The sequence below is a fragment of the Geoglobus ahangari genome, from assembly GCF_001006045.1.
In the GTDB taxonomy this organism is placed as follows: Archaea; Halobacteriota; Archaeoglobi; order Archaeoglobales; family Archaeoglobaceae; genus Geoglobus; species Geoglobus ahangari.
The window spans coordinates 81240-93756 of record NZ_CP011267.1 but is presented as its reverse complement, the minus strand read 5'-3'; the positions used below and the strand labels follow the sequence as shown (position 1 = coordinate 93756).

The following is a 12517-nucleotide window of genomic DNA, read 5'->3' as shown; positions in this document are numbered from 1 at the left end:
CTTTACTCTTTCAGGGCCTTTCTCAGCTCAAAATACTTTTCCGGTGTTATTGTTTCGGAATACACGGTGCACGAGACCTCGAACTCCCCAACGTTCTCGGTTTTTGATGCGAAGGCCCTGATTCCGCTCCCGCTTCCCTGCACGCTGCCGAGCGTGTAACCCTTGCCCACAAGCTCTCTGATCGTGTCGAGGCTCGCATCGTACACATAAACGTTCACGGCCTTCTTGGAGGCGAAAACTTCCTTCACGTCCTGTATGTACTTCGAAACAACATCTTCCACATCCATAACCTGAATTTTGAAAAGGAGGTATTTAAGCGATTCCTATCTCGTCCTCGTACAGGTAGCAGCTCGGGTCATCTCCCCACAGGTCACCGTTTCTCATGGCTCTCAGCCTGAAACCCCCGCAGACGCTCTTGAACCTGCACCTGCCGCACCTGTACCCCCTTATGTGCTTCTCTTTCTCCCTCAGCTTTATCAGGAGCTCGTCCGTCGGGTTAAGCCAGATCTCGCTGAACTTCCTCTCTCTTATGTTTCCCACAGTGTAATCGAACCAGAACTGGTTCGGGTGGACGTTACCGAACATGTCCACGTCTGCAATCCTGTATCCTGAGCTGTCTCCACCCCTGTACCTCAGGAACTGCAGAGCATCCTCCGCAAGGCTCTCGTCAAGCTCTCTGAGCTTCAGGTAGAAAAACACGCCATCTGCCGGGTTGTCCACTGTGAGGATCTCGGTCACCTCTCTTGCATCCCTGAGCTCCAAGGCCTTCTCAAATAGCCACTCCATGAGCTCCCTCCTCTCGGCGAAGGCGATGTCTATGCTGAAGTCCGCCCTTCCTGAAGGAACGAGGTGGTACAGGCAGAACCTCGGAATCTCGTTCTCTACCAGCAGATTCACGACTTCGGGAACATCCTTCAGGTTGTACTTTGTCACGGTGAACCTTATCCCTGTGAGGATTCCAGCCTCCTTGGCGTTAACGAGCCCCTCGAAAGCCCTCTCGAAGGCTCCCTTGAGACCCCTGAACCTGTCGTTCGTCTCGGGCATTCCGTCGAGGCTCACACCAACGTAGTCCACGCCAGCCTTGGCAAGCTTCTCAGCCACCTCCTCGCTTATCAGGGTGCCGTTTGTTGACAGCGAGACGTGCAGACCCTTAGATTTCGCGTAACTGATCAGCTCGAATATGTCCTCCCTCATCAGCGGCTCTCCACCGCTCAGCAGCAGAACAGGGACCTTCATGTCCGCAAGGTCGTCTATGAAGGCCACAGCCTCCTCGTGTGTCAGCTCACCCTTTTTTGCACTCCCAGCTTCTGCGTAGCAGTGAACGCATCTCAGGTTGCACCTCGCCGTGGTGTTCCAGACCGTAACCGGAACTGGCCTCTTGCTCGCCTCGACGAGCCTTACAGGGATCTTCTCCCTGCTCTTGTACGTGAGCCTCTCCGAAACCGTAACCTCTCCTCCAACCATCTTGCTGAGAGCAATCATCTCTCCAACCTCTCTGCCAGAAAGATTGTGATGTCTTTTATATTTAACCTCTCGTCTCCATTCTTCAGGTTCCTGTAGCAGTAGGGGCAGGAGGTGACAACAACATCCGCTCCCGTTTCTCTGAGCTGCCTGAGCCTCTCGTCCCTCACTTCCCTCGTTATCTCCCTGTACGAGAGCTTGGCCCCACCGCCTCCACCGCAGCAGAAGCTGCTTGTGCCGTGGTTCTCAGGCTCCATGAGCTCTCCCGCCATCCTCAGGACCTTTCTGGGCTCCTCGAATATCCCCATGTGCCTACCGAGGTGGCAGGAGTCGTGGTACGCGATTCTGATGTCCTCCCTCTTTAGCCTGAGCCTGTCGATGTGTTCTGCAAGAAACTGCACCATGTGCTGAACCTCCGCACCGAGGTCACCGAACTTTCTGTAGTCCCTCCCTATCGTTCTGTAGCATCCGGGACAGCTCACGATGATTTTGCTCGCACCCGTCCTCTTCACGACCTCTCTCAGCCTCTCAAAGTTCTTTCTCGCATATCTGTCATCTCCACCGATTCTCAGCGCAGTGGAGCCGCAGCAGTACCTGAACTCTATGGAGTAGCTCACCCCCATCGCGTCCAACAACCTGACCGTGCTCTCGAAGATCTCCCTCTCCTTGGCGATGGACGTGCATCCCGGGTAGTATATCACGTCCACACCCTCTGCAGCCTCGTAGCTCTCGATCTCCACCCCGTAGGGGTTCCCCGAGCTCTCCATTCTCTCGAGCAGAAGTGCATGCCTCTCTGGGAGGAGGGAGTGCTCGACGAACTTCCTTCTGACATCCTCGATTATCTCCGTCACTCTGACGCTTGACGGACAAACGACCTCGCAGATCCCGCATGTGAGGCAGGAGAACACGGACTTCACAAGCTCTTCATCATTCTCAACGTACCCAGCTAAGAGGAGCCTGCCCCTCGGGCTGAGATGCTCCCACTTGGTTACGAGGTACGTCGGGCAGGAGACCACGCACCTGCCGCATTTGGCGCAGTTCAGACTCCAAACTTCCCGGGGTTCATAATTCCTGTTGGATCCAGACAATATTTCAGCCTCCTGACTATCTCTCTACCCTTCAGGAACTCCCACCTCTTGGCCACTCCGTGCTCCCCGACTGTTGCTCCCAGCTTTATCGCGAGCTTGTAGAGCCTTTCAGCCAGCCTCAGGCTCTCCTCAGGGCTCTCGGAAACTATGGCTGGATGGAGGTTGGACGTGTCGAGGTGACCGTAAATGTAAACCTCCGCATCAAACTCCCTCTCCACCTCTCTAACAGACGATATGAACTCACCTATCCTTGAGAACGGGACTGCAAAGTCCTCTCCGGCGTATATCCTCGTCCCCTTTCTGGCTATCTCAGCTCCGAGTGTCTCTCTTCTCTCCCAGAACCTCCTCTCTTCATCACCTTCAAGCATTTCGCAGTTAAGGTCGGCGAGGTGATCCTCAAGGACTCTGTTCTCTCCGAATACCTCTACGGCGAGGTAGTGGGCTTCGCTGAAATCAAGAAGTGACGCACACCTCTCGTCTATGTACTCCACCGAGTCCGGGAGGTGCCTGAGAATTTCGGTCAGATGGGTGACCATCTCTCCCGCGTCATCGAACTCTATCAGGTATGTTTTTCTGGAGCGGGGAGCTGGCAGAACCCTCAGGTACACCCCGGCTATGATTCCGAGGGTGCCCTCGCTTCCAACGAAAACCTGACAGGACATCCCCGGAACCCTGTGCGTCTTCCCCGGAATTCTTACGACCTTCCCGTCCGGAAGAACGACGTTCATCCCGACCACGTAGTTCCTTATCGTCCCGTACTTCAGCCCCCTCTTTCCGCTTCCGTTGTTGGCGACAAACCCGCCAATCGTCGCAATTCTGACACTTCCTGGCTCTGGAGGGAGAAACAGGTCGTGCTTTTCAAGCTCCCTCTTGATGTCGCTTATTATCGCACCCGCCTGAGCAAAAACGATCATGTCCTCCGGAACCACCTCTATCCTGTCCATCTTCTTCATGTCAACTACCACTGCATTCTCCGGCACCGCACCTCCGGCAGTCCCGCTTCCAGATCCGCGCGGGACGACCGCTATCCCGTGCTTTTCTGCGAGCTTCAGAAATTTTGAGATCTCCTTCTCGCTTTCCGGTCTGACCACGGCGAGAGCCTTACCGTAAAAGGGGCTCGCGTCGGTAGAATAGACCTCGAGGACTCTCGTGCCGTGGAGAACGTCCTCCTCCCCGAATATCTCCTTCAGAGCATTCACAAGGCTGGTGCTGAGCACATTGTAATGATGGACGCAAAACTTAAATTTTTTTCCTGAAGAAAAATAATAATTAATTGTTCGGAATCAGAGTATTATCTCGATTCCGAGCTTCTCGGCGAGCTCCTTGTACCTGTTTCTGATCGTAACTTCTGTAACTCCCGCCACCTCGGCGACCTCTCTCTGTGTCCTCCTCTCTCCGCTGAGGATTGACGCTATGTAGATCGCGGCAGCAGCAACGCCTGTTGGCCCCCTTCCGCTCGTGAGCTCCTTCTCCTCGGCCTTCTTTATGATCTCAATGGCCTTCTTCTGCACCTCTCCGCTGAGGCCAAGGGCGGTGCAGAACCTCGGGATGTAGTCTGCGGGGCTCGTGGGCATCAGCTTGAGCCCGAGTTCCCTCGCTATGAACCTGTACGTCCTTCCGACCTCCTTCCTGTCCACCCTCGAGTAGGCTGCAATCTCGTCGAGCGTTCTCGGCACCCCAGCCTGCCTGCATGCGGCGTAAAGCGCAGCTGCAACGACGCCCTCTATGCTCCTACCCCTGACGAGGTTCTTCTCGACCGACTTCCTGTAAATTACCGAGGCTATCTCCCTCACACTCTTCGGGAGACCGAGGGCCGAGGCAAGCCTGTCAAGCTCAGAGAGCGCGAAGGCCAGGTTCCTCTCGGTAGCGTTGCTTATCCTTATCCTCCTCTGCCACTTCCTCAGCCTGAACAGCTGGGCCCTGTTCCTGACGGATATCGCCTTTCCGTAGTAGTCCTTGTTTCCCCAGTCGATTATCGTCGAGAGTCCCTTGTCGTGGATCGTGTAGGTTATAGGGGCTCCAACTCTCGCCCTCTTCTCCTTCTGCTCGCTGTCGAAGGCCCTCCACTCGGGGCCGCTGTCTATGTACGTCTCCTCAATAACAAGACCGCAATCCTGACAGATGAACTCGCCCCTCCTGTAGTCCCTAATGAGCCTCGGGCTGCCGCACTCGGGGCAAACTTCAATTGTTTCTTCCCTTTCTATTTCCTTTCTTTCTACTTCCTTTTCTACTTCCCTTCTTTCTACTTCCCTTTCCCTTACCTTTTCCACCTCTACCATCGTCCACCACCACAAACAGAGTATCCTCATCAACGAATTTTCTCGAGTAAGGTCTCACAACAACGTACGGGCTCGTGACCGGGCCGATGATATCATAAACGAACCCGATCTTCTCCATCTTTCTGGTGAAAACGTCCGAACCGGTTTTCGGGAGGTTCTTGGGGTCTGCGATAACAATGATGTTGCCCGTCTTGGACTGGTGCAGAACCTTCCCTATCTGTCTGAGCACAAGATACTGGTTGGTATGACAGACTATATAAACTTTTCGAAAGAGATATATTTAAAATCGCGTTTCGACAGATAAGCTTTTTGCGGCTTCTGGTCATCACCCGATCTCGAGGTACATTGAGAGAATCCTCGCCTTTTCAGCACCCACCACCTCTTCGAGCTCCTTCAGGCTTTTGAACGGCCTTTTTGCAAGTATCTCAGATGCCGTTGCCTTCCCAATCCCGGGAATCGCCAGCAGCTGGTACATCTTCACCTCATTTATGCTTACCCTCGGAACGGCCGTGATGCTCCGCCTTCCGTAATCCACAACCCTCGCCTCCACGATCTCGTTCCTCTCGAACTCCCCGTACACCCCGACGAGGAGAGGGTATGTGGCGAGCTGCCTCGAGAAGCTGACCCTTCCCTCTCTGGTCTCGACTCTGAGGTCTCTCAGAAGCCGCCCTCTCGGGACTATCCTCTCGAGCATCCTCCTGTCGAAGTCCCTTCTGATCTTCTCCTTGAACAGCCTGAAGTACCTCTTGTGCCTCCTGACGTTCCTGTCCCCGACCCTCGCCATGGGCGTGAAGGGGAATACCTTCACCTGTCTCAGGTTGACCCTCCTCACCATCAGCCCCCTGTCCAGTAGCTCCATCAGGAAGCTGTAGTTCTCCTCGAACGTCCTCTTCGTCTCACCCTTCAGCCCGAAAACGAAGTTCACTCCGGGGAGGAAGTAGGGCAGCCCGTTGTGTCCCGCGTACCTCCCATACCTGTTTATCTCCTTTATCGTGAACATGACCTCTTCAGGCGTTGCAAGGAGGCTGTTCTCCCTTATAACCCTCTCGTCAGCGCTCTCAATGCCCATGGCGGCAACGTTTCCGGGAGTCTGGTAGGTCACAATCGTCTTTATAATCTCCCTGCTCTCCTCGGGATATTCAGCAATCGTCTTTGGGTTCACGTTGTCGAGGTGAAGGGTCTTTATTTTCGGGCACTCCCTCCAGATTGCCCTGTGGAAGTTCCTCATGAACTCCGGATTTGGCCTCGGAAACTCCCTGTCGAAGTCGGCCATGTAGGTGAAGAAGTCGGTCTGATTGCCGAGCCTGAAGTGCCTCACACCCTGATCGTAGAGGGCCTTTATCTCCGCTATCACCGCTTTCGGATCTCTCATCGAAACCATGTGAATCCTTTCTATGCAGAAGCTGCACCTTCCCCAGTAGCACCCCTTGTAGGTCTCGATCTCGCAGATGACGTGTGGGAAGTCGGGGTGCTGCCTGACGACCTTGGCTCCCAGAACCGCGAACCTGTTCACGAAGTTTCGCGATCTATCCTCACCCCTTCCGCCAAGAACCTCGTAAAGCTCGTGCTCGAATGGGAACCTCAGAACCTCGTAACCGTCCAGCTCTTTCTCGAGCTCGAGGGTTATTGGGCCAACGAGTATCTTCTCTTTATCAGGAGCTATTCCGGGCAGTTCTGCCAGCCCAAGCGGCCTTCCGCCCAAATACTTCCCCGGAACTGCGATTCCGGCGATGACTATTATCTTCTTAGCCTTCTCGAGAATTGCAGGGTTCTTCCTGTACTCGTCAGCGGTCACGTAGAACCACGGGATCCTCAGATCCTCCAGCATTCCGGCTATGTACCTCGGGTAGGGGGAAATGTACGGCGGCACTCCGAGGCAGGATGGCTCGTCAACGTATCCATCGAGTATCGCTATCATTCTCCCCTCTGAATCTTCGCGTGCCCACCAATAATCGAGCTGCTGAGCTCTAAATTCCTGATCTCGCACTTCTCGTCGATTATGCTCCTCCAAACCTTTGCCTTCCTCAAAACGACGTCGTCAAATATAACCGAGTCGCTCACGTCACTCGTCTCTATCTCGCATCCCCTGCCTATGTAGGCGTAGGGCCCTATGATGCTCCTCTTCCTGATGACCACACCCTCCTCTATGACAACAGGAGGGATGATCTTGGACGTTTTGTCTATCTCAACATCCTCGCTAACGTGGTTTGTGAGGTACATCTTGAACGCCTCGAGGTAGCTGTCGGGATTGCCCACGTCATACCAGTTTCCGTTCTCGAAGACGAACCCGTAAACCTCCTCCCTGCTTATGAGCCACGATATGAAGTCTCCGAGGTTGTCCTTCCTCTCACCCCTCACGTACTCCCCGAGCATGTCCTTGGTTCTCCTGTCGAGGGCGTAGATGCCTATTCCCGCAAGCGTGCTCTTCGGCTTTTCTGGCTTCTCCTCGAAGGACACTATTCTTTCCCCATCGAGGATCGCGACACCGTACCTTCTGGCAAGCTCAACATCCCCAACGTCATACAAAGCGATCAGCGGCTTTTTCAGGCTCCTGTATCTCTCCACAAACTCCTCAAGCCCGAACGAGAATATGTTGTCACCAGCGAGAACAAGGATGTCATCCTCTATCTCCTTAGTGACTTCATACAGTGCTCTGACGGCTCCGAGCTTCTCCTCCTCCTTTGTCGTGTTTTCGATCACAAGCTCGACATCCTTGTCCTCCGCCCACCTCTCGAAGTCCTCCTTGAACCTGAGGTTTGTGGAAACGATGATGTCGAACCCAAATGGCTTAACCTTCTCGTAGATGTAGTCTATGATTCTCTTCTTCCCAAGCGGCAGAAGGGGTTTCGCCTTCGTCTTCGTGATTGGCCAGAGTCTCGTTGCATAGCCACCTGCCATTATCACTGCTTTCATTGACTCCGAGTCTGTGCTGTATATAAAAAACATATCGGAAGCATTAACTACTTTCGTGAATACTGCCTGCCATGTTCACTCACATCGATGACAGCGGCAGGGCCAGAGTGGTTGACGTCTCCGGAAAGGATGACGTGGTGAGGATCGCGAGGGCGGAGGGAGTGATTTACCTGAAGGAGAGCACTGTTGATGCCATCAGGGAGAACAGGGTGGCCAAGGGAAACGTCCTGAACACCGCAACCGTTGCAGGCATTCTGGCGGCGAAGAAGACGTCCGAGCTAATTCCGATGTGCCACCCGCTCCAGATCTCAAGCGTGTCGGTGGACTTCGAGCTCCTTGAGAACGGGGTCAGGGCTGCGTGCGAGGTGAAGTACGTCGGCAAGACGGGGGTGGAGATGGAGGCCCTCGTGGGAGTAACGACCGCCTTGCTGACGGTCTGGGACATGGTCAAGTCCCTTGAGAAGGATGAGGGTGGACAGTATCCAGTTACGAGAATTTCGGATGTCAGAGTGGTTGAGAAGGTGAAAAGGGAAAAATGATTTAAATTTCCGCATGCCACTCTAAAGCATGGCGAAGATCTATTACGACGGAGATGCGGATCTGAACCTTCTGAAGGGCAAGCAGGTTGCGGTTATTGGTTACGGAAGCCAGGGACACGCCCACGCCCTGAACCTCAGGGACAGCGGGATTGATGTGGTTGTCGGCCTTTACGAGGGGAGCAGGAGCTGGAAGAGGGCTGAGGAGGACGGTCTAAAGGTCACGACGGTCGAGAAAGCCGTCAGCGAGGCTGACGTGGTCATGATGCTCATTCCGGATACAGTTCAGCCATCAGTCTATAGGAAGTACGTCCATGAGGGGCTTGAGGAGGGCAACATGCTCATGTTCGCCCACGGATTCAACATCCACTACGGTCAGATCATTCCTCCAAGCTATGTGGACGTGACGATGGTCGCGCCCAAGAGCCCGGGACACATCGTCAGGAGAATGTATCAGGAGGGCAAGGGTGTTCCGGCCTTAGTGGCAGTCCATCAGGACTATTCTGGGAAAGCTCTTGACCTCGCTCTGGCCTACGCAAAGGGCATCGGCTGCACGAGGGCTGGAGTGATAGAGACCACGTTCAGGGAGGAGACTGAGACTGATCTGTTCGGTGAGCAGGTCGACCTCTGCGGAGGTGTGGCCGAGCTCATCAAGGCCACGTTCGAGACTCTTGTGGAAGCAGGTTACCAGCCCGAGGTTGCGTACTTCGAAGCTCTTCATGAGCTGAAGCTCATCGTTGACCTGATATATGAGGGCGGGATCTACGCGATGTGGTATTCCGTGAGCGACACCGCGAAGTACGGAGGAATGACGAGGGGCAGGAGGGTGATAAACGAGTCGGTCAGGGAGGAGATGAGGAAGATCTTGAAGGAGATACAGACCGGTGAATTTGCGAGGGAGTGGATTCTGGAGAACATGGCCGGAAGACCAAGCTACTCGAAGCTCCTCGAGATGGAGAAGAACCATCCAATAGAGGAGGTTGGAAAGAGGCTCAGGAAGATGATGCCGTGGTTGAAGGGGATAGATCTGGAGTGAGTGCCTTCAGTAGGTGCAGTTCTGTAATCTTTTTTCATGCCCTTCTCCCCTCAGCCCGAATCTCTCCAAAGTTTTTATAAACCCACAGACTGAAGTGCAGAAAGATTTAAAACCACGCGACAGAATGGGCTGAGAAGCCGATGAATGATGAACGCATGTGAAGGAGGTGGATGAAGATGGTGTATGTCAGGTTTGACGTTCCTGAGGAGTTGCAGAACGAAGCTCTCGTGCTGCTGCAGAAGGCGAGGGAGACCGGGAAGGTGAAGAAAGGCACCAATGAGACGACGAAGTCCGTGGAGAGGGGTCTGGCAAAGCTCGTGTACATAGCCATGGACGTAGACCCTCCAGAGGTAGTGGCGCATCTGCCGCTTCTCTGTGAGGAGAAGAACATTCCGTACATATACGTGAAGAGCAAGGAAGAGCTCGGAAAGGCTGCCGGGATACAGGTTGCCTGTGCTGCCGCAGCGATTCTCAGTGAGGGTGAAGCGAAGAAGGAGCTTGAGGATGTCGTGTCCAAGGTAAGCGGCCTCAAAAAGTAATTTTAATCCATTTTGGGGTGATGGTTTATGGCTGAAGATGAGGACATTCAACCAGCCGAGGTTGTTGAGATTGTTGGAAGGACGGGAATGCACGGTGAGGCGACGCAGGTGAAGGTCAGGATACTCGGCGGAGAGAACAAGGGCAGGATAATCACCAGAAACGTCTTCGGCCCCGTGAGGGTTGGGGACGTGCTGATGATCAAGGAGACTGCGAGAGAGGCCAAGAAGCTTGCAGTGAGGTGATCTTGTGGCAGTGGAGAAGAGGATATGCTCGTTCTGCGGTGAGGAGATCGAGCCGGGGACGGGTAAGATCTACGTGAGGAGGGACGGCAAGATCCTCCACTTCTGCTCGAGGAAGTGCGAGAAGAACATGGTTGTTCTGAAGAGGAACCCGAGGAAGCTCAAGTGGACAAAGTACTACGTGAGGGGGCAGTGAAATGGAGGTTGAGAGGACTTTCGTGATGGTAAAGCCCGATGGAGTGCAGAGGGGGCTCATAGGCGAGGTAGTGTCGAGGCTGGAGAGAAAGGGCCTCAAGATCGTTGCGATGAAGATGCTCAGAATCCCCAAGGAGATGGCAGAGACCCATTACGCGGAGCACAGGGAAAAGCCGTTCTTCAACGCCCTCGTCAGCTACATAACTTCCGGCCCGGTCGTGGCGATGGTCGTTGAGGGCAAGTCGGCCATAAGCGTCGTCAGGAATCTGGTCGGCAAGACCAATCCTGTTGAGGCCGAGCCGGGAACAATCAGGGGAGATCTGGCGATGGATATCGGGAGAAACGTGGTGCACGCCTCAGACTCCCCCGAGTCTGCCAAGAGGGAGATCTCGATATTCTTCAGCGATGACGAGATAGTGGATTATGCCAAGGTTGACGAGGACTGGGTTTACGAGAGATGAAGGTCCTCAGAACCCCGATAGTGGCAGTGCTCGGACACGTTGATCACGGCAAAACGACCCTACTGGACAGGATCAGGAGAAGCAACGTAACCGCGAGAGAGGCTGGAGGCATAACCCAGCACATTGGCGCAACAGAAATCCCGCTTTCTGCGATAAAGGAGATCTGCAAAGACATCTGGAACGTAAACGTCGTAATTCCCGGCCTTCTTTTTATTGACACCCCCGGGCACAAGGCGTTCACGAACCTCAGGAGGAGGGGCGGGGCTTTAGCTGACCTCGCGATCCTCATCGTTGACATAAACGAGGGCTTCAAGCCTCAAACGGAAGAGGCGCTGATGATCCTCAAGACCTTCAAAACGCCGTTCATCGTGGCTGCCAACAAAATTGACAAGATACCCGGATGGCAGAGCAACGAGGGAATGCCGTTCATGAAGAGCTACGCGATGCAGGATGAGGTTGTGAGGCAGAGGCTTGACAACAGGATCTACGAGCTAATAGGCGAGCTTTACCAGCGTGGTTTTTCTGCTGACAGGTTCGACAGGATAAGGGACTTCACGAGGAACGTGGCCATTGTGCCAATCTCAGCGCTCACCGGGGAGGGTATCCCCGAGCTTCTGATGCTCCTCGTCGGACTTGCACAGAGGTACCTCGAGAAGTCGCTCAGGCTGCACGTTGAGGGGAAGGCGAGGGGGACTGTTCTCGAGGTCAAGGAGGAGAAGGGACTCGGTCTGACCTTCGACGCCATACTCTACGACGGAACGCTGAGGGTTGGCGACAGGATTGCGATTGGGGGAGTCGAGGGAGTGATAGTCACTCACGTCAGGGGGATACTGAGGCCGAGGCCGGCCAAGGAGATGCGGCTCGAGAGCAGGTTCAAGAGCGTCGAAAGCGTTACTGCCGCTGCAGGAATCAAAGTTGTCGCTCCAGACATAGAGGGTGTGCTTGCGGGCAGCGAGTTTGAGGTTGTTGAGAGCGACGAGGACATAAAGGCCTTCGAGCAGAGGATAAAGCAGGAGTATCAGGAGATTGCGATAGAGACGGACGAGGAGGGTGTTGTGATCAAAACCGACACGCTCGGCTCGCTTGAGGCCCTGATCAACGAGTTCAGGGAGCTGGGCATTCCGATAAAGAAGGCCGATGTGGGGGACATAACCAAGAAGGATGTTGTTGAAGCCTCTGCCAACAGAGACGAGCTGAACAGGGTCATCATAGGGTTCAACGTGAAGCTCCTGCCCGGAGTCGAGGAGGAGGCGGCAAAGTACGGGGTGAGGATCTTCACGGATCAGATAATCTACAGCCTGATTGATAACTTCACCCAGTGGAGGGACGAGGAGAAGAGGCTCAGGGAGAGGCAGAAGATTGAGTCGATTATCATGCCGGGCAAGATCCAGCTCCTCAAGAACTACATCTTCAGGAGGAGCAAGCCCGCAGTTGTTGGCGTCAAGGTTCTGGCGGGTGAGCTTAGGAAGGATGTTAAGCTTATAAAGCCCGACGGCACTCCGGCTGGAGTGGTAAGGAGCATGCAGAAGTCGGGCGAGAACATATCCGTTGCGAGAGAGGGGGATGAGATAGCAATAGCAATAGACGGCGTGACCATCGGCAGGCAGCTTGAGGGGGATGAGGTCCTCTATGTTGACGTGCCCGAGAGGCACGCGAAGGTTGTTGAGAGGGAGCTTATGGAAACGCTTAGCGAAAACGCGAGGTCTGCGTTTAGGGAGTTTCTGGACATAAAGAGGAAGGATAATCCTTTCTGGGGTAAGTGAGGTGAT

Annotated in this window: 15 protein-coding genes; 7 read left to right on the top strand and 8 right to left on the bottom strand. The window is 54.3% G+C overall.

What is annotated here, in order from left to right; all coding sequences use genetic code 11:
• Positions 1-2: 2 nt before the first annotated feature.
• The 8 genes from GAH_RS00590 to GAH_RS00560 form a co-directional block, all read right to left on the bottom strand.
• Complete coding sequence (locus GAH_RS00590; protein ID WP_048094211.1) at positions 3-287, bottom strand: hypothetical protein; 285 nt, start codon at positions 285-287, stop codon at positions 3-5.
• A 25-nt stretch (positions 288-312) separates the two neighbouring features.
• Positions 313-1482: a radical SAM protein gene (locus GAH_RS00585; RefSeq protein ID WP_048094210.1), complete on the bottom strand. Its 1170-nt coding sequence runs from the start codon at positions 1480-1482 to the stop codon at positions 313-315.
• Entirely contained in the window at positions 1479-2549 is a 1071-nt protein-coding gene (locus tag GAH_RS00580) for a (Fe-S)-binding protein (protein WP_084632209.1), read from the bottom strand. Before GAH_RS00580 ends, GAH_RS00585 begins: the two co-directional genes overlap by 4 nt.
• The gene (locus tag GAH_RS00575) at positions 2501-3766 is read right to left on the bottom strand and encodes an FAD-binding oxidoreductase (protein WP_048094208.1); all 1266 of its coding nucleotides are present in this window, start codon (positions 3764-3766) and stop codon (positions 2501-2503) included. The genes GAH_RS00580 and GAH_RS00575 overlap by 49 nt, the downstream gene beginning before the upstream one ends.
• 66 nt (positions 3767-3832) lie before the next feature.
• A complete protein-coding gene (locus GAH_RS00570) occupies positions 3833-4828 on the bottom strand; it encodes a transcription initiation factor IIB (protein ID WP_048094207.1) in 996 nt (331 codons plus the stop codon).
• Positions 4731-5057 (bottom strand): H/ACA ribonucleoprotein complex subunit GAR1, encoded by a 327-nt coding sequence (locus GAH_RS10510; RefSeq protein WP_245604032.1) that lies wholly within the window; start codon positions 5055-5057, stop codon positions 4731-4733. Before GAH_RS10510 ends, GAH_RS00570 begins: the two co-directional genes overlap by 98 nt.
• Before the next feature lie 96 nt (positions 5058-5153).
• Positions 5154-6746 (bottom strand): radical SAM protein, encoded by a 1593-nt coding sequence (locus GAH_RS00565; RefSeq protein WP_048094206.1) that lies wholly within the window; start codon positions 6744-6746, stop codon positions 5154-5156.
• Positions 6743-7741, bottom strand: a complete 999-nt coding sequence (locus GAH_RS00560; protein ID WP_048094205.1) for a nucleotidyltransferase family protein — start codon at positions 7739-7741, stop codon at positions 6743-6745. The genes GAH_RS00565 and GAH_RS00560 overlap by 4 nt, the downstream gene beginning before the upstream one ends.
• A gap of 71 nt (positions 7742-7812) precedes the next feature.
• On the opposite strand from GAH_RS00560, the gene moaC reads away from it, so the two are divergent.
• From moaC to infB, 7 genes are all read left to right on the top strand, one after another.
• A complete protein-coding gene (gene moaC, locus GAH_RS00555) occupies positions 7813-8280 on the top strand; it encodes a cyclic pyranopterin monophosphate synthase MoaC (RefSeq protein WP_048094204.1) in 468 nt (155 codons plus the stop codon).
• 28 nt (positions 8281-8308) lie between these two features.
• Positions 8309-9313 carry a ketol-acid reductoisomerase gene (ilvC, locus tag GAH_RS00550; protein WP_048094203.1) on the top strand — a complete coding sequence of 335 codons (1005 nt, stop codon included), beginning with the start codon at positions 8309-8311 and terminating at the stop codon, positions 9311-9313.
• A 176-nt stretch (positions 9314-9489) separates the two neighbouring features.
• Positions 9490-9852: a 50S ribosomal protein L7Ae gene (gene rpl7ae / locus GAH_RS00545; protein WP_048096600.1), complete on the top strand. Its 363-nt coding sequence runs from the start codon at positions 9490-9492 to the stop codon at positions 9850-9852.
• A gap of 27 nt (positions 9853-9879) precedes the next feature.
• Positions 9880-10095, top strand: a complete 216-nt coding sequence (locus tag GAH_RS00540) for a 30S ribosomal protein S28e (RefSeq protein ID WP_048094202.1) — start codon at positions 9880-9882, stop codon at positions 10093-10095.
• Positions 10096-10105: 10 nt separating this feature from the next.
• On the top strand, positions 10106-10288 hold the full coding sequence (locus tag GAH_RS00535) for a 50S ribosomal protein L24e (protein ID WP_048096598.1): 183 nt from the start codon (positions 10106-10108) through the stop codon (positions 10286-10288).
• Position 10289: 1 nt separating this feature from the next.
• Positions 10290-10748 carry a nucleoside-diphosphate kinase gene (ndk, locus tag GAH_RS00530; RefSeq protein ID WP_048094201.1) on the top strand — a complete coding sequence of 153 codons (459 nt, stop codon included), beginning with the start codon at positions 10290-10292 and terminating at the stop codon, positions 10746-10748.
• A complete protein-coding gene (gene infB, locus GAH_RS00525) occupies positions 10745-12511 on the top strand; it encodes a translation initiation factor IF-2 (protein ID WP_048094200.1) in 1767 nt (588 codons plus the stop codon). The genes ndk and infB overlap by 4 nt, the downstream gene beginning before the upstream one ends.
• Positions 12512-12517 lie beyond the last annotated feature (6 nt).

Coding starts and splice junctions, on each gene's coding strand:
- GAH_RS00590 (WP_048094211.1), bottom strand. CDS start 287: ATGGATGTGGAAGATGTTGTTTCGAAGTACATACAGGACGTGAAGGAA.
- GAH_RS00570 (WP_048094207.1), bottom strand. CDS start 4,828: ATGGTAGAGGTGGAAAAGGTAAGGGAAAGGGAAGTAGAAAGAAGGGAA.
- rpl7ae (WP_048096600.1), top strand. CDS start 9,490: ATGGTGTATGTCAGGTTTGACGTTCCTGAGGAGTTGCAGAACGAAGCT.
- GAH_RS00540 (WP_048094202.1), top strand. CDS start 9,880: ATGGCTGAAGATGAGGACATTCAACCAGCCGAGGTTGTTGAGATTGTT.
- infB (WP_048094200.1), top strand. CDS start 10,745: ATGAAGGTCCTCAGAACCCCGATAGTGGCAGTGCTCGGACACGTTGAT.
- ilvC (WP_048094203.1), top strand. CDS start 8,309: ATGGCGAAGATCTATTACGACGGAGATGCGGATCTGAACCTTCTGAAG.
- moaC (WP_048094204.1), top strand. CDS start 7,813: ATGTTCACTCACATCGATGACAGCGGCAGGGCCAGAGTGGTTGACGTC.
- GAH_RS00585 (WP_048094210.1), bottom strand. CDS start 1,482: ATGATTGCTCTCAGCAAGATGGTTGGAGGAGAGGTTACGGTTTCGGAG.
- ndk (WP_048094201.1), top strand. CDS start 10,290: ATGGAGGTTGAGAGGACTTTCGTGATGGTAAAGCCCGATGGAGTGCAG.
- GAH_RS00560 (WP_048094205.1), bottom strand. CDS start 7,741: ATGAAAGCAGTGATAATGGCAGGTGGCTATGCAACGAGACTCTGGCCA.
- GAH_RS00565 (WP_048094206.1), bottom strand. CDS start 6,746: ATGATAGCGATACTCGATGGATACGTTGACGAGCCATCCTGCCTCGGA.